A 23,729-nucleotide genomic window follows, 5' to 3' on the forward strand; every position below is an offset into this window, starting at 1 on the left:
GTCGTTCTCTCAAGTTGCTTTACGCGCCACAATATCTGCGATCCTATACTGCTGACATGCCCATGAACACAGCTCATGAAGCCCCAGCTATCGTGCGTTTGACCACAATAGAGTAGATATGCACCATATAGCACGAATAACAAAATCATATTCTCTGAGACAATCAAGAATTTGACGGTATGCGTTCTGGTAAATACACACTTCAGTGGAGAAGCAGCAATTATAAAGTTAATGGGGAAACTTGGGGAGTAGTCAGTTCACGGCCTGGAGACATTAACTTGTCCTAGATAGAATAAAAGGTCTGTGTTTCCAACTTAACGATAACCATAAGGCAGCGTCCCACTGGAAAATTGAAACATGCTCAGTCTGCTTTTCACCATTTGAAAAAAAAGCGAATTCCAGCACTCATTCGGTAACGGTTAATCTGGACTATGTGCCTCACGAAGCACGTAAAGCCTCATTAAAATATCGGGCTATCCAATCCCTTCGGCATTGGTGGCCACAATCGGTCATCGTTATTAAGCGTTATGAGCCATAAATGAATATAAATGATTAAACCTCAGGGACCTTATCCATCTAGAAGGAGCCCTGAGGTTTTTTGTCATTGAGCATGAAGGCCTTGCCTGTAGCAATACGAAGCGGTCTCAAAATCTTTTTGGTGATAATAAGCTTCAGCTATAAGGATATACAATCCACTCAATTTTTTATGAGCTTGCTTTTGTTGATATATGGTGCGAGCTAAAAAGAAGTGATCCAGAGCTTGTGCTCCAGCTTGCCAATCCGAAAATTGGTTATCTCACTGGACAAACCATTGTCATGGATGGCGAACGCTATATGCAATAATCATATTCGTTTATGCCTGACAAACAGCTATGAGTTAGACGATAACCAGGTTGAAGAGACAATGCTTCTGGATCTTCCTCATCGGAACGATACCGATGGTAGTTATCTTGCCTTAATCAAGGTTGTAAATCGGCGCTGTCCAACAGAGGAGAGCGCCCGATTTTAGAAATAACCTAACTCAACTTTCGGTGGATCAAGCCTAAATTGTGATGTATTTAGCGGGTGGATTTTGCTCAATAACCCTAACAGACAGTCTGCCCTTAATTTGCTCGCCTACAATCAAACTCAACCCACTCAGGGCAAATATTATACTTAAACGGTTACGGAAAAACGTCAGTATTTCACAGAGTAAATCGGTAGGTTACATCCCTATTGGTGTGCTCTTTTAAATTAGAATGATATTGTTATATGTGATAGAGTATGGTATGATCATTCCAAATAAATCCATTATTATGAATCGAATTACATATTAGTACTTAATATTTTATATTCTATACTTTATTCAATTAATACTGAAGTTCACAGCATAAGGACAGAGATAAGTAAGTATTGACTTCTCTTGTAGGGCGTTTCCAAACAATAATTTGTAAGCGGTTTCAAATTATTTCTATCCCTTACCACTCTTTACGTCAGTTCTCCTTGCGGGTAGAGGTCTGAGCATATTCTTAAGCTTGATAAATTTACGGATAGCTCAGCTTTAGACCATATAAAAAACGGAGGTTATGTTATGATTAGAAAATGTCTAGTTTTATTTCTTTCCTTCGCTTTATTGCTCAGCGTCTTTCCCATGCTAAATGTAGATGCTGCCAATCGACCACTGGCAAAGCTATCTGGAAATTCCAATCCTCTAATGGATCATAAATTGGGAGCTGATCCCTATTCATTGGTGTATGATGGAAGAGTGTATATTTACATGTCAAGTGATACGTACGTGTATAACAAGGATGGATCGATTAAAGAGAACGACTTCAGTGCGCTGGATCGTATCCAGGTCATATCCTCTACAGACATGGTGAACTGGACGGATCACGGAACGATACCAGTCGCAGGTGCCAACAACAAAAACAGTGGAAGAGGCATTGCCAGATGGGCCTCTAACTCTTGGGCTCCAGCAGTTGCGCATAAAAAAATAAATGGCAGAGACAAGTTCTTTTTATATTTTGCCAATGGGGGAGCAGGTATTGGTGTCCTAACAGCAGACACGCCTATCGGACCTTGGACAGATCCCCTTGGCAAAGCGCTTGTGACACATAGTACACCTGGGATGGCTGGCGTGACTTGGCTTTTTGACCCGGCTGTACTGGTAGATGATGATGGCACGGGATACCTGTATAGCGGTGGGGGAATCCCTAATGAGTCGGATCCGGCTTCCATTGCAAATCCTAAAACCGCCAGAGTCATCAAATTAGGCGCAGATATGACCAGCGTTATTGGAAGCGCCACCACTATAGACGCTCCTTACCTGTTTGAAGATTCCGGTATTCATCAATACAACGGCAAATACTACTATTCGTACTGTATCAACTTTGCCGGAACACACCCTCAACAGTACCCTGCAGGTGAAATCGGTTATATGGTTAGCGACAACCCGATGGGTCCCTTCACTTATAAAGGTCATTTCCTAAAAAATCCGTATACGTTCTTCGGCGTTGGAGGCAACAACCACCATGCTGTATTTAATTTTAAGAATGAATGGTATGTCGTATACCATGCCCAAACGGTCAGCAAGGCTCAAATTGGAGCTGGAAAAGGCTATCGCTCTCCGCATATTAATAAGCTGGTGCACAAGGAGGACGGAAGCATCTCTGAGGTGCAAGGGAATATGACAGGAATCGCTCAGCTATCCAATATGAACCCATATACCAGAGTTGAAGCGGAGACCATTGCCTGGCAAGCAGGCGTTACGACCGAACCCACACAAGCCAGTGGCGGCCCGATTAGCAATCTGAATGTGACCAACATCCATAATGGAGACTGGATCGCTGTCGGGAAGGCTGATTTTGGCTCTGCCGGAGCGAAGACATTCAAAGCTAATGTGGCCACTAATGTCGGTGGCAACATTGAAGTACGGCTTGACAGTGAAACAGGCCCTCTAGTCGGCTCCTTGAAAGTACCTTCAACTGGAGGTATGCAGACCTGGAGAGAAGTAGAGACCACGATCAATAATGCAACGGGGGTTCACAACATCTATCTGGTGTTTACTGGGTCAGGCAGCGGCAATCTGTTGAATTTGGATGCCTGGCAGTTCACTCCCAACACGGGAGGGAATACGATAACCAAGGTTGAAGCTGAGAATATGAAGATTGGCGGCACTTATGCAGGCAAGATCAGTGCACCGTTTGACGGGGTCGCTTTGTATGCCAATGCTGACTATGTATCATATTCACAGTATTTTGCCAACTCTACGCATAATATCTCAGTGCGGGGGGCTTCAAGCAATGCTGGTACGGCCAAGGTGGACTTGGTTATTGGCGGAGTAACTGTAGGTTCCTTCAATTTCACGGGCAAAACGCCGACTGTCCAAACCTTGTCCAATATTACTCACGCTACTGGAGATCAGGAGATCAAACTCGCCTTGACGAGTGATGACGGCACTTGGGATGTCTACGTGGATTTTATTGAATTTTCATTATGATCGCTCATATAAACAGTAGTTGTTTTGGAGCTTTTGCAAAATCGAGGGACCCGCCCTGTTATTCCAAGAGAACGCTATTAGCGGGTAAATGTCCAGGCAAGCTCTATTATTTGGTTTTCGGCAGATCATATTACGTTTGCTGGAAACCACGTTCCACAACTTTCATTCATATTTGAAATTGTCCTTGGAGGTGTATGATGAAGAAGAAGTCTTGGTTTACGCTGATGATCACAGGTGTGATTTCTCTGTTTTTTTCGGTAAGCGCATTTGCGGGGAATGTGTTCTGGGAACCATTAAGTTATTTTAATTCAAGTACTTGGCAAAAGGCAGATGGGTACTCCAATGGGCAGATGTTCAATTGCACTTGGCGTGCCAACAATGTTAACTTTACGAATGATGGAAAGCTCAAGCTGAGTTTAACGAGTCCGGCGAACAACAAATTTGATTGTGGGGAGTACCGATCAACGAACAATTACGGATATGGCCTGTACGAGGTCAGCATGAAGCCTGCTAAAAACACGGGAATTGTCTCATCCTTTTTCACGTATACAGGACCTTCCCATGGCACGCAATGGGATGAAATAGATATCGAATTTTTAGGAAAGGACACGACAAAAGTACAGTTTAACTATTATACCAATGGAGTCGGTGGGCACGAGAAAATTATCAATCTTGGCTTTGATGCTTCAACGAGCTTCCATACCTATGCTTTCGATTGGCAGCCAGGGTATATTAAATGGTACGTTGACGGTGTTCTGAAACATACAGCAACCACGAATATTCCGAGTACGCCAGGCAAAATTATGATGAATTTATGGAATGGTACCGGAGTAGATAGCTGGTTAGGGTCATATAATGGAGCAAATCCGCTGTACGCCGAATATGACTGGGTAAAATATACGAGCAATTAGTATGATTACAGCAGAAGAGGCAGCCCTATAGGGCTGCTTTTGCCTGTCCAGGTAGAGATAGCTGAATAGACCCCGCTAGGGGATTTTTTAGTTAGCATAATGATGTTATGAAAAACTTCAAAAAAGCAAGTGTTTTCACTTAAATTTTTGAATAGATTTAGAAATAGAATTGTCTCGAAATTCTTTTGGTGTTACACCAAAATATTCCTTGAACTTTTTGTAAAAGAAATTTAAATTGTTATAACCTATTTCGTTTGCGATCCCATAAATAGGAACGTCAGTATTTTCAAGTAAGATAGAGGCTCTAGTTAACTTTTGAAGTAATATAATTTCAGAAAAAGATCTATTAGTAGTTTTTTTAATTAAATTACTTAGATAGTTTGGATGAAAATTGAACTGCTTAGCTGTGGAAATCAAAGTACATGTCATATAATTTTTCTCTAAATAGTTAAGTATTTCTATAACGGGTGCATTATTTAATGATTTAGAGTTAGAGTGGCTAGAGTCGTACTGAAATACCCTCAATAATTCAGAAAATATAAGCACCATAAAGCAATCAATGATTTCATTTGAACATAAAGATTTATCAAAATATTCACAAAGAAGCTCCCTTATATATATAGGGATTTTTTTGTTATTTTCGGAATTAAATATTATATAATTATCATGATCCCTCTTATCAGAAATAGCATTAATTAAAAACTCTGAGATAATGCCTTTACTTGATAGCCTGCTAAGAAAGGCAGTTGAAAAGTATTCTTTACTCATTAATATATTTATAATAATGTCATTTTCAGTAGTTGGTAAAATAGAATGAGGAATTCCTGTATCTATAATAGATATCTGTCCTTCTTTCAGTTTTACAGTCTTATCTTTTATGACCTCTGTAAATTCTCCTGAATATACATAACTAAGTTCGATATAAGTATGAACATGCATGGGTACTTCAACAAATCGTGTATGTTTACGTGGGGTGATATTTTCGCCCATATTCATATCATTATCATCAAATAAATAAGCATCATGCCCTTCACAGTTAATTATCTCCATTTTTTTATATCTTTCCGATATAACAGGATTTGATTTATATTTTAGCTCTTTTTCTGTTAAAACTCTAAGCATTCTATCTAATTCATCGTGATTCATAGTTGAAACCCCTTTCAAGGTTAGTCATTATATAATAGGTTATGATATTAAAATCGGTCAGTCAATATGTGTTTATTTGATATTAAAGAGCAATTAAGAAAATGCTATCCTTTCTTCAAGGGAATTATTTAATAGCTTCCTTGAGGTCACAAATATAGAGACGTCTATATAATTTCATCTAAAACTATAGTTTTTATCAGTTAGTATATCCAACGAAAACACTCATTTACAGAAAACGTATTTATTGTCAGTTGACTTATTATTAAGTGTGAACAAGGAGCTATATGAGTGTTGAAAGGGGTAATTCCTGTAATTAAAAAAGAGACCAACATTAAGTTTCAATATAGGATATATTTAAATTTTCCGTATTTAGATCTAATAATGTAAGAGTAGGGATTTAACTATTATCTTTTATAAGGAGAAGTTTTAAATGTCTAATTCTATTCGACCAGGTCAGGTTTGGCTTGATACAAAAGGTAAGCGTATACAAGCTCATGGTAGTTCTGTAATGTATGTAGATGGTGTCTATTACTGGTATGGGGAAAATAAGGAAAATACAATTCCGGGTAGTGGCGTTTGGCATAATGGTGTTAATTGTTATTCATCTGAGGATTTAATAAATTGGAAATTTGAAAAAACTATTCTGAAGGCGCCTTCAGATGTTAATAACCCGTTACATCCTTCTAGAATTATGGATCGTCCCCATATCATTTATAACAAAAAAAATGAAGAATTTGTAATGTGGATGAAATTAGCAGGGACAGATGAGAATCCACGAGATTGGAATTATCAATATATGGGGATCGCTACATCAAAAAGTATCACTGAAGAGTTTAAACTTATTGATAAGATAGTTCCTTTAGATATGAGCAGTGGTGATTTTGATTTGTTTGTTGATGATAATGATCAAGCATACATTATCTTTGGAAAAGTCCATACAGAAATTGTAATTGCAGATTTAACTGACGACTATAAAAATCTAACAGGAAAATATTCAACGCATTTGCATTTTAGTTCACCTCCATTAGCACGTGAGGCACCTGCTGTCTTTAAAAGAGAGAATGAATACTTTATGTTTACGTCTGGGACAACTGCTTATTATCCTAATCAAACGCTCAGTGCCAAAGCAGATAATATGCATGGACCTTGGTATATTATTGGAGATCCGTGTATAGAGGATACAGAAAAGAACACTTTCAATTCCCAAATAAGTAGTGTATTTAAAGTACCTAATCAAGATTTATTCATTGCGATTGGGGATCGGTGGGTTGTTGACTTAACAAGAAAAAAAGAGAAGAGTTCATGGAATATTAATACAAGTGAGTCTGATTATGTCTGGCTACCTGTAGAATTTAAAGGGAATATCCCAGTAATCCAATGGAAGTCGGAATGGAATCCAAACAATTTTTAATAAGGGGCAGTTTGTATGAATTTAAAAGATTCAGCAAAAGAAATCATTGAAAAAGTTGGAGGACCAGAGAATATTGTAAGTGTTACGCACTGTGTAACCAGATTGAGATTTGTTTTAGCTGATGAATCAATTCCCAATGATAATGAAATCAAAGGTATTGATAAAGTACTGGGTGTTATGAAAGCTGGTGGGCAATATCAAGTAATTGTCGGTAATGTTGTTAAAGATGTTTATGCTGAAGTTGATTCTATATTAAAAGGCAATGCTAATGAAGATCATATCAAGGAAAAAATTGATAAAGTTAAAACAAAAAATAAAACAAGTTTGATTAATAGGCTATCTAGATCGCTTATGAAAATGATTTTTCCATTAGTGCCAACAATGGCCGCGGTGGGCATTATTAAAGGTTGTTTGGCTATATTCCTTATGGCAGGCGTATTGCAGACAACAGATGGTACTTTTATTATTTTGCAAAATATAAATGATGCTTTCTTATACTTCTTACCCATAATTGTAGCATTTTCAGTTGCGAAAACATTTGACTCAAACCCTTATGTTGCTGCTGCAATAGGAGCATCACTGGTATTCCCAGGTATTGTAAAATTACATGATGAGGGTACAGCTTTAACGTTTTTTAAAATTCCAGTTATTTTAACATCATACGGTAATTCGATTTTTCCTATTATGTTTAGTACTTTTATTGCTGCAAAACTTGAGAAGTATCTAGAAAGGTTTATACCTCCATTTTTAGAATTCCTTAAAATTATGATATTACTTTTGGTAATGGTACCTTTCACATTCATGGTAGTTGGACCAATCTTTGTAAAAGTAAGTGAGTTATTAGCGAATGGTACTATGGGAGTTTATAATTTGTTCCCTTTAGCTACTGGTGTAATATTCGGTGCCTTTTGGCAGCTTTGTGTGCTTTTTGGATTACACTATGCGTTTATTCCTATTTTGACCGATATCACCCTAAGAAATGGCTCTAATGCGTTGAGCCCGATTTTAGGTATGGGAGTTTGGGCATTAGCTGGAGCTGCGCTTGGTTTTGCACTTAAGAATAAACGAAAAGAAAATAAAGCTACTGGTTATTCGGCCATGACTTCTGCACTGTTTGGTATTACTGAACCAGCCATCTTCGGGATTGCTTTGCCATATAGGAAACCGTTTATTTGCGCAATGATTGCTGGAGGAATTGCTGGACCATTGAATACAATTTTAGGAACAAATCAATTTTCACCAGCTGCTGTTGGAGGAATTTTAACATTTGGCGCCCAAATGGACCCTAGTGGTAATCCAGGGCCACTCATAGGATTTTTTATCTGCTTTTTCGTGAGTTTTACTCTCAGTGCAGTTTTAACATACTTTACAACGAGAGCGAACGATTAGCTTAGAAGCACTGAAGTAAACAGGGAGGATTTATCAATGAATGAATTTAGATATAAAGATATAACATTATCGTCAGAAGAGCGTGCTAAGGATTTAATTCATAGAATGAGCATAGAAGAAAAAGTTGCTCAGTTGCAATGCTATAACCCTAAGGATAAAAATGGTCCGAATTTAGAAAATTCTTTTCACTATGGGGTTGGTGCAATAGCTTTTTTGGCTGCTGCATGGGATGATTCGAAAGAAATGGTAGCCGATAAGCTTAGAGACTATCAAAAAAAAGTAATGGAACGTAGTCGATTTGATATACCTGCTCTTTTTCATATTGAAGGATTAACAGGGGCATTGATGCCAGAAGCAACAAGTTTCCCTACAGGCATTGGTAGAGGCTCTGCCTGGGATCCAGAGCTTGAGTATGAAGCAGGGAAAGTAATTGGAAAAGAGATGAGTGCAATTGGAATTAAACATGCATTAGCTCCAGTTCTTGATGTCACTCGAGATGCGCGCTTAGGTCGTCAAGGAGAAAGTTATGGAGAGGACCCTACTCTTGTTTCTGCACTAGGAACTTCATATGTTGTAGGTATCCAAAATTCTGGAGAAAATGATGAATATAATATTATGGCTACTAGCAAGCATTTTATTGGTTATCATGCTGGGCAAGGCGGAATACATGCTGCTGCGACTAATGTTCCTGAGAGGGAGTTGCAGGAGATTTTCGGAAAGCCGTTTCAATCTGCAATTAGCAAAGGAAATCTTCGCTCAGTCATGAATCAATACGGAAGTGTAAATGGTGAGCCAGTAGCTGCATCTAAATATTTATTGCAAGACCTATTGAGAAAAGAAATGGGTTTTGATGGGCTACTTGTCGCAGATTATGCTTCTATTGAAGAGCTTTTTACACGAATGAAAGTCTGTGAAGGAAAGAATGAAGCTGCAGTAAAAGCATTGAATGCTGGATTTGATTTAGAATTACCAACACCAAGTGCTTATGGGGACAATTTAATTCAACTATTGGAAGAAGGTACAATAAATATTCAGCTTCTAGATGAAACAGTATTAAGAGTTTTAACTGAGAAGTTTAGACTCGGAATTTTTGAAAATCCATTTCCTTCTTCATATGAAAAAATAGAAGAAGTATTTAATAAAGAAGAATCAAAAAAAATTAGTTTGAAATATGCAAGAGAATCATTAATTCTTCTCAAAAATAATGGAATTTTACCATTAGATGCAGCCGATAAAAAAATAGCTATAATTGGACATAATGCAAGATCTACAAGAAGCTTATTCGGTGGGTATTCATATGGTAGCGTATTAGAACTTGCTATGGGTGCTAGAAATACGATGGCAGGTATTGAAGTACAAACAGATGACGTGCTTTGGAGAAATAAAAAGAAAGACACATATCCTGGAAGTATTATTGATGTAGAAATTCCAAAGCTTGAACAAGTTGCAAGTAAAGCTTATAAGCATTGTAGGAATATTTTAGAACAGTTTAAGCAATGTTGTCCAAACTCTGATATTCAATATCAGTATGGTTATCCGTATGTAGGTAATGATACTCGTCATCATGAAGATGCGTTAAAACTTGCGAAAGAATCTGATGTTACAATTGTTACGGTTGGCGGAAAATATGGATGGGGAACATCATGCTCAACAGGAGAAGGAATTGATTCAAGTAGTATTAATCTTCCTCAATGCCAAGAAGAGTTTTTAATGAAATTAGGCGAGAGTGATATTCCTTTTATAGTTGTTCATTTAGATGGAAGGCCTATATCTAGTGATGCTGCTGATAAATATGCTTCTGCAATTATTGAAGCATGGAACCCTGGGGAGTTTGGCAGTCAAGCTATTGTAGAAACAATTCTTGGTACAAATAATCCAAGTGGTAAACTTCCAGTTTCTGTTGCATATAGTTCGGCTCAAGCGCCACTTTATTATAACCACAGTCAGGGATCAAGTTATCATGTTCAAACCGGTTCCCCATTTACTAGATATATCGATCTTCCCCATACTCCAAGATATTATTTTGGTTATGGTTTATCGTATACTACATTTGATTATCATAATCTACAAACAGAAAAATCAAAGATAAAACCATTTGAGAAGTTTCATATTAGTTTTGAAGTAGAAAACTCAGGGGATACAGCTGGTGTTGAAATTGCCCAAATCTATGTATGTGATAAAGTGGCATCTTTAGTTAGACCAGCACAGGAATTGGTTGGATTTTGTAGAATACCTTTAGAAGCTAGACAAAAGAAAAAAGTAGATTTCTATATTGATCCTAGTCAACTTGCATTCCTAGATGAAGATTTGAAATGGAAGATAGAAGCAGGGGAATTTGATGTGATGATTGGCTCTTCTTCGGAGGATATCCGGTTAAAAACGAATGTCTATATTTTAGAAGATGGCTACACGCAAAGTAAGAATAGGGAATATTACGCCTCTTATAAAATCAGTGAATAGGTTCCCAACAATTAATTAAATATGCAATCGGTAAGATATAGCAGGTTAGTATATAATCTGCTATATCTTATTTTCCAATTGTTTTATAAAAGCAAAGTACAGTAAATAGTAGGAATATGGAGGGGTCCAAAATGATTAATGATACAGAAATCAGTCAGATAAAAAAAACTTTAAGAAATAGCATAGACAATGACTACATAGCCGGCGCAAATTTAATGATTATCAAAGATGGAAAAGAAATTTTCTACCATGAAGATGGTTGGGCAGATAAGGAAGCTGGAATTCCAATAAAAAGAGATTCCATTTTCAGACTGTATTCTATGACTAAACCTGTTACAGCTGCTGGTGTAATGATACTACTAGAGCGAGGCGATATAGATTTATATGATCCAGTAAGTAAGTATATTCCTAGTTTTAAAAAACAGATGGTTGATGAGGGAGGCAAGCTGGTTCCGGCGGTGCGTGAAGTAAATTTAAAAGATTTGCTTTCAATGACCTCAGGCTTGGTTTACGGCGGGGATAACAGAGCTGGTCGGGATACTGAAGCATTATTTATAGAGATAAAAAATAGGCTATTAGGGGATTCTCCAATGAGTACTGTGGAAGCTATGAGCAGACTAGGAGAGTGCGTCCTTGCCTTTCAACCAGGAACTTCTTGGAATTACGGGACCTCTGCAGATGTACTCGGGGCAGTTATAGAAATAGCTAGTGGTAAAAGTTACGGAGAATTTTTAAAGAAGGAATTATTCGAACCGCTAGGAATGTGGGATACTGGTTTTTGGATACCATCAGAGAAAAGGCACCGTCTTGTAAGAGCATATGAAGACAATGGGCTAGGTAAATTACAGCCTTATACCGGAAATAATTTGGGTATTATTAATCAGATGGATATGGATCCGGCATTTGAATCTGGAGGAGCAGGACTTGCGTCTACAATAGATGATTACTCAAAATTTACTACAATGCTTATGAATGGAGGAAATCTTGACGACGTTCAGATTTTGCGACCTAAAACAGTGAAATATCTGACATCAGGAACTTTAAATGAGATACAGCAGAAAAGCTTTGATGAATGGCTAACGTTAAGCGGACACAGTTATGGAAACTTAATGCGTGTAATGACAGATTGCAGTAAAGCTGGAGATTTGGGATGTCTTGGGGAATATGGATGGGATGGTTGGCTTGGGGCATATTTTTGTAATTGTCCAGAGGACGATTTAACATTCCTATTCATGATGCAAAAAAAAGATGCGGGAACGACGACACTCACTAGAAAGCTGCGCAATATTATTCTAAGTTCATGTTGCAAATAAATCCAAGTTAGTTTTTTGTTTCTGGAAGTAATGTATATTGATAAGGAGATGTATATTATGAATTATGGAACTAAAATTCTTTTGGATGAACTGGTGTGGGGTGAAAGTCCACGCTGGCACGAGCGTAAACTCTGGTTTTCAGATATATTTGGTAAAAAGGTGATGAATGTTGATTTCAGTGGCAAGGCTGAGAGTGTGGTTATTGTGCCAAACTTGCCATCAGGATTAGGGTGGCTTCCTGATGGTCGGTTGCTTATAGTTTCAGGAGATGGCCGAATATTGCGACAGGACCCGAGTGGGCTGTCGATAGTAGCAGACCTTAGCAAGTTAGCGGTGGGTATTAATGACATGGTAGTCGATCATAAGGGACGTGCTTACGTTGGAAGTTATGGTTATGACGTACGGTCTTATAAGCCTGGCCAAGAAGTAGAAGCATGGATAACACTGGTTACCCCAGAAGGGGATGTGCGTGTTGTAGCTGATGAAATGATTTGTCCCAATGGAATGGTTATTACTTCTGACGGAAATGTGCTTATAGCGGCTGACACGTTTGCGAAACAGCTTGTTGCATTTAACATTGAGGAGGATGGATCACTAACAGGACGCCGTGTCTGGGCATATATGGAAGCTGGTCCTGATGGGATTTGTCTTGACGCTGAAGGTGCTATCTGGGCTGCTACTCCAAATAGGGGTGAGGTGATTCGTTTACGTGAAGGTGGTGAAGTAACTCACCGCATAAAAGTATCAACTACACCTTTAGCATGCATGTTGGGAGGACCTGAGCGCAGGACATTATTCATTGTCACAGTTGATGCGCATAATGATTTAGATGTAGATACCTTAAGTAACCCTGAGGCTGCTCAGATTAAACGCGGCTCTCGAATTGAAATTGTTGACGTAGAGATTCCAGGTGCAGGTCTGCCATAACTTTCTAACGTTATTTAAATATTAAAAAGCTGACATGTCTTTAATTCAGAAACCTTTTCCGTGTGCTTTATCAGAAAAAGTTAGTTGATATTTATTAAAAGCTTTAAAATATATACTGGACGAAACCAAAACCTAAGCTATTGATACTACGAATTATGGTATCAGTGCTTAGGTTTTATTGTGCTAGTTTACAGGGAATTTAAATTATCGATTAAAAGAAGGAACTCATGGCTAATCAAAAAGCAATATTATGCGCATAAAAAGCATACTACCCATAGATATATTTTATAGGGTTATTTTTGTTTCAAGTTTAGTGTGAGAAAAAATATTAAGATAGGTCAGTAAATACGTGTTGATTTGATATTTTAGAGTATTTGAGAAGATGATATCCTTTATTTATATAGATCATACGCATTTGGTGGTACAGAGGACAATATACATATTTGAATTAATTCAAATATATAAAAGCCCAATTTTCAATGTTAAAAATGAATAAGTTTATTATATGTTAGATTTGGTTAGTTATTTTCTTTCATTTTGATATTGAAATGACTAAAGTATTGATACTACATGAAATATTTTATTTTTAATTGATATAAAATGAACTGCTAGTCTACTTACATAAAAAGGTAATTAGTAGATAGTATCAAGAAAGGAAAGAATAATATATGAAGAAATTAGATGAAGTTTTAGAAAATAGGGAAAGTAATTATTTAATGCCTTTCTTCTGGCAGCATGGTGAAGAAGAAGGTGTATTACGTGAATATATGAAAAAAATTAATGAATCTGGAATAAAAGCTGTATGTGTGGAATCACGTCCTCATCCTGATTTCCTGGGACCTAAATGGTGGGAAGATTTGGATGTGATTATGGATGAAGCAAGAAAACGTGATATGAAAGTCTGGATTTTAGATGATTCTCATTTTCCAACAGGTTATGCCAATGGAAAAATTAAAAAGGATTATCCAAATCTACAAAAATTATTTTTAAAAATCCATCAGCAAGATTTTGCAGGTCCATATAAAGATGCAGGAATTATTGTAAAGTGGGCAGCCAATGGTTCAAGAGATGCTGTCATGAACGTTGGAGTAGAAAAATCTAAAAAGGAAACAAGCAAATTTGGTTTAGAAGATAAAATGATAGGAGTCATTGCAGCTAAGATAATTAACAGTGATGAAATAGATCCTGATACTTTATTTGATGTATCAAATAAAGTAATTAATGGAGTTGCTTACTTAGATATTCCAGAAGGGGATTGGAGAATTTTTACTATTGTACAGACCTTTGACGGAGGAGAAAAGTCTACTGAAGGCTACTTAAATCCAATTGATCCAAAAGGAACACAAGTATTAATTGATACTGTTTATGAAGCACATTTAAATAGGTATAAAGAAGATTTCGGAACAACTATTGCGGGATTTTTTTCTGATGAACCACGTTTTGGAAATGTGAAAGGACCAAACGCTTCAATTGGAAGATTTGACATGGTACTACCATGGAGAGAAGATCTGGTAGAGATATTGCAAAAAAATATTTCAGAAGATGTTGTTAAATATTTACCTTTGCTATGGGTGAATGGAAAGTCAAAAGAAAATAAAATTAGATATTTATATATGGATATTATTACTAAGTTATATTCTGAAAATTTTACCCAAAGGTTAGGTAAATGGTGTAGAGCCCATAATGTTGAATATATTGGGCATGTAATAGAGGATAATAATGCACATGCCAGATTAGGCTATGGAGCAGGTCATTTTTATAGAAGCTTGTGGGAACAAGATATGTCAGGGCTAGATGTAGTATTACATCAAATATTGCCCGGAATGGATAAAGGATATTTTAAATCATCTACATCATCAGGTTGGGATGGTGAGTTTTTCCACTATGCATTGGCTAAAATGGGAGCCTCTTTGGGCCATATGGATGAAAAGAAAAAAGGACGTACAATGTGTGAAGTTTTTGGAGCTTATGGTTGGGGTGAAGGTTTAAAACTAATGAAATGGATAACGGATCATATGCTTGTAAGAGGAGTAAATTACTTTGTACCACATGCGTTTTCGCCAAAAGAATTTCCAGATTTAGATTGTCCACCTCACTTTTATGCTCATGGTAAAAATCCACAGTTTAGATATATGAAGATTTTAAATGAGTATACGAATAAGATTAGCCATTTGCTGACGGATGGGATACATGTAGCACCCGTAGCTGTTTTATATCATGGCGAAGCAGAGTGGTCCGGTGAATATATGCTATTACAAAAACCGGCTAAAGAGTTAATGCAAAATCAAATTGATTTTGATATATTGCCCACTGATATATTAATGTCGTCTGAAATTAAAGATAAGAAGCTTATTGTAAATAACGAATCGTTTTCAGGGCTAGTCATACCATATTCTGAATCTTTACCTAAAAAACTAATAGAAAAACTATTAGTTTATTTAGAGGCTGGGTTCAAAGTTTATTTTATAGATGATCTTCCAAAGGGTTCTAGTGAAGGTATTAATATTGATAAGGAACTTCGAAAATTACAAGAAGTTGAAAATTGTAAAGTAATAGGGCTTGATAATTTAGTAACTGATTTAAAAAATTCAGATATTTATGATATCCAGGTTTATGATCAGCAACCATACTTAAGATATTATCACTACACCCATCAAGATGGAGATGTATTTATGTTCTTCAATGAACATCCGTATCATTCCATTAATACAGTGGTTGAGGTTCCTCTTCACTTAGATGCATATGTATATGATGCCTTTGAAAATAAAGTTCTTAATATAAATTTAGAGAGAACTCAAAAAGGCAGCAAGTTTAAATTAAACCTTGAAAAATATGAATCTAAAATAATTATTTTTAGTAAAAACATAACTGCGAGTATCGAATCTATAATAACGGATAAGGAGCAGATTGATATTCAGGAGGTCAGTGGTGAGTGGAAAATTTCGTTATCTACCTCTGAAAAATATCCTGAATTTGAAACCACTACAGTAATAGATAAACTGGTTAACTTAGCAGCACCGAATTTATACCCTGATTTTTCGGGTACCGTTAGATACGAAATAGACTTCAACGTAAGTAAAAACTTTGAAAATGCATTTATATTCATAAAAGATGCCTATGAAATTGTGAATATTTCCATGAATGGCTGCCATGTTGGAAGTAGAATATGCCCACCCTATAATTTTGAAGTGAGCAATTGCTTAAGAACGGGGAGTAATAATTTAGTAATTGAAGTAACAAATACTTTAGAAAAAGAGCAAAAAGACTTTTTTTCGCAGTACCTTATACATGAACCAACTGGCATTACGGGTTCTGTTAATTTAGTGCTTTACTAACCGTATTATTGTAGCTTCGGTCTAAAGCGGTTTTAAATGAGATATTATCCTAAATTTAATTATTAAAATGACAGAGGATGGGTTCTTATGAGTTTTTCAAATTTTATTAAGAACATGTTTAATACACAAGATAAAAAAGAAACAATTAAAAAAGATCCAGCACTTAATAATAAACAAAAATCAGAAATAATATACAGCCCATTAAGTGGTGAGGTTAAAAATCTTAGTGAAGTAAATGACATCACATTCTCCCAAGAATTAATGGGGAAAGGAATAGCAATTGAGCCGTCTATAGGTAAAGTTGTTTCGCCGGTTAATGGGGAAATTGCAGCGTTCTTTGTTACTAAGCATGCTATTGCATTGAAGACCGACGATGGAGTTGAGATTTTAATTCATATAGGCATTAATACAGTTGCTTTAAAAGGCAAATATTTTGTACCTCATGTAAATGAGGGGGATCAAGTTAATATCGGAGACCTATTAGTAGAATTTGATGTGGAAGCTATTAAAAAGGAGGGATATGAAGTTATAACTTCTATCGTAATTACTAATACAGATAACTATAGGGATATCAAGAAAACGGATAGCAATAAGGTATTAGCAAAAGATAGGCTGATGGAAGTTATATCATGATAGTAGTGTGAAAAGGTGGAAGAGTAAAATAAAGCAGCCACCAATATGAGCATTTTCAGTGGGACCAAACAACGTAGGAATATTGAGGTGTTACTTAATCCAATCGGAAAATGCCTCAATTTTCCGACGTGATTTGTACAGCTGTTTTGTTCAACAACGGAACTAACAAATGGATGTACAGAGTCCAAATGGAGTCTTATGTTCGTTACAGTGTTCCTTTTAATATAGATAAAAATGAAAACGATTACAATGATATGGAAACGCTTACGTTAAGGTTTTTTTTTTACCTGATGTGTAGCGAAAGGAAGGGGAATAGTTAATGAGGAAAAGCAAAATCATCAGTGCAATTTTAGCGGCTCTATTATTTTTGGTAGCAAATACGACGCAAATCAGCGCAAATTCAAATTTTTCATTAGCTATACATGATCATGTGGCTAATACCTCAATTAGCGATTATGAAAGAATGGAAAACGCGGATCTGAGCGGACTGGTGTTATCGAGCGGCACGCTGACTCCTGCTTTTGCAGCTGAAACAACCGAATATAGTGTGAATGTTCCCTATGATGTAACCAGTATTTCGGTAACAGCCAGCGTCTATGACAGCAACGCCACAATGAAAGTAAACGGGAAACCTGTTGCAAGCAGTCAAGCGAGCGACCCAATGATCTTGAGCGATGGTAATAATGACATCATCACCATCGAAGTAACGGGACAAGTGACAACGAAACTGTATAGGGTGATTGTGACACGGGCACCAGGTTCACCTTCACAACAGGAATGCACATCGCATGAAACTGGTGGGCCTCTTTGGATCACTGCAGGATGTACCGACCCACAGTTTAATAAACCAGTTATTGATAGGGAAGTTGATCTAACATCTCCAGTTCCGCATCATAAAGTGTCAGGCCACTTTGAGGGTACTGATGCGAAGTTCAACTTCTACTTACCGCCGAAAGAACAGTGGAAGGGCCGCTTCTTCCAGAAAGTATATCCGCTTTATGATGAGAATGCCTTTGATAGTCATATTGCTTTCGGCGCAGCCAGCGGGGCTTATACGGTTCAGACGAATGCAAGTAGCGGATACCGAATTGATGCAGCCGCGGCAAAGTTCTCTAAGGTGTACGCGGCGGATTACTACGACACTGACGATTATATCTATGGATATATATACGGTGGAAGCGGAGGCTCTCTTCAGACGATTGGTGCAATTGAAAATACTAAGGGAGTGTGGGACGGAGCAGTGCCATTTGTCCCGGTTGTACCAACGTCCATCCCAAACAATGGATTCATATTGGCCTATACGAACTTCGTGCTTGGAGACAAGGCTTTACAGCTAAAGGACGCATTGAGCCCGGGAGGTAGCGGTGACCCTTATTCCAGTTTGAATGACATGGAGAAGGCAGTACTGCAAGAGGTGACGAAGTTGGGAGTTCCTTTAAGAGGGTTGGAGGGGGCACTCAGCCAGAACGATCTTCAGAGTCTCCTCTTTGGTTTCGGAGACACGATTAAATCAATGGATAGCACCTATGTCGAAGATTTCTGGAACAAGCCAGGCTATCTAGGTACGGAACAATCGGATCTCGGAGATTTGTTCCGCAGCGCCAAGATCGATCAATGGGCCACCATTACTCAGGTTAGCCGGGACAAGCAGAATGCACCGACAAGCGTTTCTCTTGATAATGCGCCATCAACACTGCCTCGAACCGGTGCAGATTACACACTTTATACAGCTGACGGGACGACGAAGATCGGGACACTAAAAGGTTCGTTTCATCCGACTAAGAAAGTCTTCACGATTGGGAGCGAAAACTCCAATAGCGTATTAAGCGCCCTAGAAAGCGGTGCCAAACTGCATATCGACAACCGATGGCATCTTGCGTTGCTATCGTACCATCGTCACCAGGTTCCGAGCGGACCCAACTTTTATTCCTGGGATCAATTTAGAGCAACTGACGGAACTCCCATTTATCCTCAGCGTCCTATGGAGATTGGCCCCATGATCATGAGTGGTGTTGCAGGAGGTGGCTCACACAACGGGCATATCCAAGGAAAAGTCATTCTTATCTCAAACTTGCTCGATATGGGATCTTTTCCTTGGCATTCGGACTGGTATAGTGCAAGGGTGAAGCAGTATCTCGGTGAAAGCTTCGATGATCATTTCCGTGTCTGGTTCAACGACAATGCGGATCATTACGATAATGGGGCAAGCACTTATACTGTTGTACAATACGATGGCATTCTCGAACAGGCACTTCGTGACCTAAGCGCTTGGGTAGAACAAGGGGTGGCTCCTGCAGAGTCAACCCAATACAAGGTAGTCGATGGTCAGATCAAGTTGCCGGAGAGTGCTGCGGAACGTAAGGGGATACAGCCAGTCGTCGATTTACTTGTTAACGGCACGACTAAAATTTATGTTAAGACCGGCCAACGTGTCACCTTCCAGGGCAAAGCTGCTGTCCCCCCTGGTAACAGCAAGGTTGTGAAAACCGAATGGGACTTCGAAGGTACGGGGAACTACAAGAAGGTATCTTTCGGTACTCCTGAGGCCTCGGTAACGGAGTCTGTATACTTTACCTATACCAAGCCCGGAACCTACTACCCAGCCCTAAGAGTGACCGCACAGCGTGATGGTGACGAAGAAATACCCTTTACACGAATTGAGAATTTGGAACGTGTTCGTGTAGTTGTAGAAGAAGAACAGAAAAATGCAGGGAACGGAAAATCAAGCGAAAAAGAAAATTTCTTAGAAAGTATACAAAACAAGGCTGGAGAAGAGAACTCTTTAGGAAGCATACAAGACAATGCTGAGGTGAATAACGGTAAAATAAGAGTAAAACCGACGATCAATGCTAATGGAAAAGCAACTGCTCAACTGGACACTGAAACTGTTAAGCGTGCACTCAAACAAACAGATGGAGACAAACTTGGAATTAAAGTAGATGCAATTGAAGATATGAATGAAATTGAAATTGAATTTCCTGTTGATGCATTGTTAAGCAATGGAAAATATTTAATTAATAATTTCGAAATCGAGACAGGATTAGCTAAATTAAATGTATCTTCTAAGTTGATTTCTAAAAGTTCAGCAGAGGCAAAGAATGTGAAGGTTTCTGTGACTAAAGTAAATTCATCCAGCCTATCACCGAAGATACAAATTCCATTGAGCGATAGACCAGTTTACAGTTTTAGTTTGGAAATTAACGGTAAAAAGGTAAGTGAGCTTGATGGAAGAAACGACGTTCAAGTGACAATACCATACAAATTGAAATCAGGTGAACAACCCAATAAGATGGTCATCTACCAAATTAGGGATACTGGAGATTGTGAAATTGTAGTTAATGGAAGACTAAACAAAAAGACAGATGGGATAGAATTTAAGCCTAAGCGATTGGGTAAGTTTGCAGTAGCTTTTACGGAAGTAAACTTCCAGGATGTAACAAAAGAATGGGCAAAGGAGCCGATTGAGGCTTTAGCTGCAAGGGGCGTTATCATCGGAACAGGGGATGGAAAGTTCAATCCGGACGATAAAGTGACGAGAGCCGAATTTATTGCGATGCTGATGAATGTTTTTGAACTAACCGATAGCAATGCGACAACGACCTTTTCAGATATCAAAACAGGCGTATGGTACTATGATGAGGTTGCTACAGCACAACGGTTAGGTATTGTTAAAGGCAGACCGGATGGTGGTTTTAGTGCGCAAGATGAAATCACGAGACAGGATATGACTATAATGGCTTATCAAGCAATGACATATGCCGGGCTGACATCAGATAGTGAAATCCCATTAGGATTTGTAGATGCAAATACCATTTCTTCATATGCGTTAGAAGGCATTACTGCAATGCAAAACGCTGGAATAATAAACGGAATGGATAATGGAGAATTTGCACCAAAGTCTAAATTAACCCGTGCGCAAGCTGCTGTTGTAATTAATAATATTCTCTTCTCATTATAAGATTTGTTTTATAGAGGCTTAACCACCATCGTATGATGATGGTTAAGCCTCATTGTATGAATGGCTAATCAATATTAAAATTTAAAAGCCCCTTGTGTATAGATGTTTCATTGCGTATAATGTGCTTATCAAAGTTGCAATTTAAATTAAGAAGGAGGGAGTATATTGAGTACAGCGTCTAGGGGTGTTTACATTGGTCCCCCTCGTCTAAAAATAGCGATTCAGGCCATTGTTTGGCTAGCCAAAAGTGGCAGCATGATAAGCAGTGCGTTGATAGCGAGACAAGTCGATTCGCATGCCACCTTTATCCGGAGAGTTATGCAGTCACTGAACAATGCCGGTATTGTTGAATCAAAAGGTGGACGGGAGGGTGGATATTTTTTAAGAAAATCTTCAGCAGAGATTACAATAGGCGATATATACGAAGCAATAAGTAGTATTTCGAATGATGCTGAAATTAAAGTGGATTGCGGAGATGATGGAGAAAAGTTAGATGTTGAACAGTTAGATGTTGAACTTGAAAAGATTCTCCAGGAAGCCGAATTAAAGACAATTGAGTATTTGCGAAGTTACACGATTGCTCAATTAATGGATCGAGTCCAATTCTTTAAAGAACAATAAAGCTCAATAGCTAACAATAAGTTGCAGAATCATATGCAACTTTTTATTAGAATAAATTGTGCTTGAAATAAGCACATAAAAGAAATAGGCCTCCATGAATATTACTTTAATTGGTGTAAGTGAAACTATTGGCAAGTTCATGCTTGAAGACGGCTAAGTGATTAATATGTCGGTCTTGCCCACCTTGCCGGTGAGAAGATAGGTGTCAATACACAATGCGTCAATTAAATTAATCGAGGAGGTGATAATATTAAAATGAAATAGTTATAGTTACAAATGCCAAGTGAATTGCTTGCACGTGGATTTACCAGTTTAGTTTTTACGGAATCGCCTGGCGAACAGAAAATGCTCAGATCAGCGGAAAAAGGTATCAAAACTCCTGTGTATCTTGCCACTTTGCCTAACCTTCAGGGTGTAAGCGGGTTTACACATCTAAAGAAGATGAAAATGAGGAGGATATATGTATGAGAAGAAAAATTGCAATCGTTACGGGAGCGAATCGGGGGATCGGGTTTGAAATTGCTAAACAGCTAGGCAAGCTTGGCGTCACCGTCATTATGACGGCTCGCAAAGAAGATCAAGGGATGGCGGCCTGCGACAAATTGAAGCAGGAAGGGCTTGACGTTCATTTTCACCAGCTTGATATGACTAACGAGTCCAGTATTCGTAAGTTGGCTTACGACATGCGGGAGCAATTTGGAGTCGTTGACATTCTGGTTAATAATGCAGGCATCTCTATCGATGGTAATAAGGATACAACAAATATCGATTTGGAAACGGTTCGAACTACAATGGAAACGAATGTCTACGGTCCACTTCTCTTATCGCAAGTGCTCATCCCTTTAATGCAAGAAAGTGCAGACGGCAGAATCGTCAATGTATCCAGCAGCATGGGAGCTTTAAATGATGGTATGGGCGGCGGATATTTTGCATACAGTATGTCCAAAACTGCCCTGAACGCGCTTACGTTAAAACTGTCAGCAGACTTAAGTAGCAGCAAAATCACGGTAAATTCAATGTGTCCGGGATGGGTTCGTACCGATATGGGTACTGCCGATGCTCCGAGATCGGTTGAGCAAGGGGCTGATACGGCTGTTTGGCTTGCGACGGGCGATGTAGGAACGACCGGCAAGTTTTTTAGAGATCGCTCCGTGATCAGTTGGTAACATAATAGTCCCTTTTATACAGGTGATATCATAGATGAAAGCTTTAGTTCTGGATCAATCGGGGCATCCTTATTGTCTGTAAATAATAAAGTTTTAGACTGTACGGAATCGCTAAACTAAATGGCGATAGTTTAATGAGTTTCACCTGAAAATGCCGAACTCTTTGTGATAGAGTTCGGCATTTTTTGGTTCTCCCAGTCTAACATAATTATTAGCCGTCTATTCTTGTAAGTGAGCCCTGTTGAAAAAGACACTGCATTAAATACTTGACTCTCCCCATTAGGGGAGACATTAAACTCAATTTGTAAGTTAATTGATTAAAAGGAGGAAGTCAAAATGAACTTAGATATTAGAGACATTAGAAAAGAGGATATAGAACCTATTAAATCTATTATCGCAGATACCTGGAACGCAAAGGATTTTATCGAGGATGACGGCATAATAAATGCAGCAGTTACAATGATGTTCATAAGTCCAATATTAAATAAAAGTACTTTTGGAAGAGTAGCTACATTAGATGGAGAAGTCATTGGTGTAATTTTTGGTTCAAGAGTTGGTGAAATAACATCTTATAGATTGTTACAAGAAGATTATACAAGTGAATTGCTACAACTCTTAAATCTAAATGACATCGAACGAAAAGTATTTGTTGAACTCACCTCTATGACTAATGAGGCATACAGCAAGTTAATTAGAGGAAAAGAAGATGAGTTTCAGGGGTGCTTAGAATTCTTTGCTGTTTCTGAAGAAGCTAGAGGAAAAAAGGTAGGGAAACAATTATTTAATGAGCTTATCTCTTACTTAAGAAATACAAAAACAAATAAAATTTATGTGTATACAGATACAATGAGTAACTATGGATTCTATGATCATAATGGATTTGTCCGTCTTGATGAAGAAGTAACTGTATTTAATCTACCTAACGGCAAACTCGAAAATACAAATTTTATTTATGAATACAAGCTATAAGCTAAAAGTCAG

The 23,729-nt window shown here is 38.0% G+C and carries 14 protein-coding genes; 13 read left to right on the plus strand and 1 reads right to left on the minus strand.

The window, feature by feature from the left end:
* The first annotated feature begins 1,570 nt into the window (after window positions 1-1,570).
* Both ACH59B_RS12445 and ACH59B_RS12450 read left to right on the plus strand, forming a co-directional pair.
* Window positions 1,571-3,478 carry a carbohydrate-binding protein gene (locus tag ACH59B_RS12445; protein WP_404303894.1) on the plus strand — a complete coding sequence of 636 codons (1,908 nt, stop codon included), beginning with the start codon at window positions 1,571-1,573 and terminating at the stop codon, window positions 3,476-3,478.
* A gap of 197 nt (window positions 3,479-3,675) precedes the next feature.
* Window positions 3,676-4,389: a glycoside hydrolase family 16 protein gene (locus ACH59B_RS12450; protein ID WP_017426919.1), complete on the plus strand. Its 714-nt coding sequence runs from the start codon at window positions 3,676-3,678 to the stop codon at window positions 4,387-4,389.
* A 135-nt stretch (window positions 4,390-4,524) separates the two neighbouring features.
* Here ACH59B_RS12450 and ACH59B_RS12455 read toward each other — a convergent pair whose 3' ends face one another.
* A complete protein-coding gene (locus ACH59B_RS12455) occupies window positions 4,525-5,535 on the minus strand; it encodes an AraC family transcriptional regulator (RefSeq protein WP_102998097.1) in 1,011 nt (336 codons plus the stop codon).
* Between the two features lie 430 nt (window positions 5,536-5,965).
* Here ACH59B_RS12455 and ACH59B_RS12460 point away from each other — a divergent pair, with 430 nt between their 5' ends.
* The 11 genes from ACH59B_RS12460 to ACH59B_RS12510 all read left to right on the plus strand — a co-directional run bounded on the left by ACH59B_RS12460 (window position 5,966) and on the right by ACH59B_RS12510 (window position 23,717).
* Complete coding sequence (locus ACH59B_RS12460; RefSeq protein ID WP_193190653.1) at window positions 5,966-6,946, plus strand: family 43 glycosylhydrolase; 981 nt, start codon at window positions 5,966-5,968, stop codon at window positions 6,944-6,946.
* A 15-nt stretch (window positions 6,947-6,961) separates the two neighbouring features.
* Window positions 6,962-8,335 carry a PTS transporter subunit EIIC gene (locus ACH59B_RS12465; RefSeq protein ID WP_016820933.1) on the plus strand — a complete coding sequence of 458 codons (1,374 nt, stop codon included), beginning with the start codon at window positions 6,962-6,964 and terminating at the stop codon, window positions 8,333-8,335.
* Between the two features lie 36 nt (window positions 8,336-8,371).
* Window positions 8,372-10,795 carry a glycoside hydrolase family 3 N-terminal domain-containing protein gene (locus ACH59B_RS12470; RefSeq protein ID WP_193190651.1) on the plus strand — a complete coding sequence of 808 codons (2,424 nt, stop codon included), beginning with the start codon at window positions 8,372-8,374 and terminating at the stop codon, window positions 10,793-10,795.
* A 131-nt stretch (window positions 10,796-10,926) separates the two neighbouring features.
* The gene (locus ACH59B_RS12475; protein ID WP_404303897.1) at window positions 10,927-12,108 is read left to right on the plus strand and encodes a serine hydrolase domain-containing protein; all 1,182 of its coding nucleotides are present in this window, start codon (window positions 10,927-10,929) and stop codon (window positions 12,106-12,108) included.
* Window positions 12,109-12,165: 57 nt separating this feature from the next.
* A complete protein-coding gene (locus ACH59B_RS12480) occupies window positions 12,166-13,035 on the plus strand; it encodes an SMP-30/gluconolactonase/LRE family protein (protein ID WP_017426924.1) in 870 nt (289 codons plus the stop codon).
* 668 nt (window positions 13,036-13,703) lie between these two features.
* Window positions 13,704-16,370, plus strand: a complete 2,667-nt coding sequence (locus tag ACH59B_RS12485) for a glycosyl hydrolase (RefSeq protein ID WP_404303899.1) — start codon at window positions 13,704-13,706, stop codon at window positions 16,368-16,370.
* Window positions 16,371-16,457: 87 nt separating this feature from the next.
* Window positions 16,458-17,003, plus strand: a complete 546-nt coding sequence (locus tag ACH59B_RS12490) for a PTS glucose transporter subunit IIA (RefSeq protein WP_404303901.1) — start codon at window positions 16,458-16,460, stop codon at window positions 17,001-17,003.
* A gap of 319 nt (window positions 17,004-17,322) precedes the next feature.
* Window positions 17,323-20,961, plus strand: a complete 3,639-nt coding sequence (locus ACH59B_RS12495; protein ID WP_404303903.1) for an S-layer homology domain-containing protein — start codon at window positions 17,323-17,325, stop codon at window positions 20,959-20,961.
* Between the two features lie 165 nt (window positions 20,962-21,126).
* Window positions 21,127-21,582, plus strand: coding sequence for an Rrf2 family transcriptional regulator (locus ACH59B_RS12500; protein WP_031463558.1), 456 nt, complete (start codon window positions 21,127-21,129; stop codon window positions 21,580-21,582).
* 464 nt (window positions 21,583-22,046) lie between these two features.
* The gene (locus tag ACH59B_RS12505) at window positions 22,047-22,748 is read left to right on the plus strand and encodes an SDR family oxidoreductase (protein WP_017426928.1); all 702 of its coding nucleotides are present in this window, start codon (window positions 22,047-22,049) and stop codon (window positions 22,746-22,748) included.
* A 336-nt stretch (window positions 22,749-23,084) separates the two neighbouring features.
* Entirely contained in the window at window positions 23,085-23,717 is a 633-nt protein-coding gene (locus ACH59B_RS12510) for a GNAT family N-acetyltransferase (protein WP_017426929.1), read from the plus strand.
* Window positions 23,718-23,729 lie beyond the last annotated feature (12 nt).

It is taken from the genome of Paenibacillus sp. DP01 (genome assembly GCF_044784315.1).
GTDB lineage: Bacteria > Bacillota > Bacilli > Paenibacillales > Paenibacillaceae > Paenibacillus > Paenibacillus polymyxa.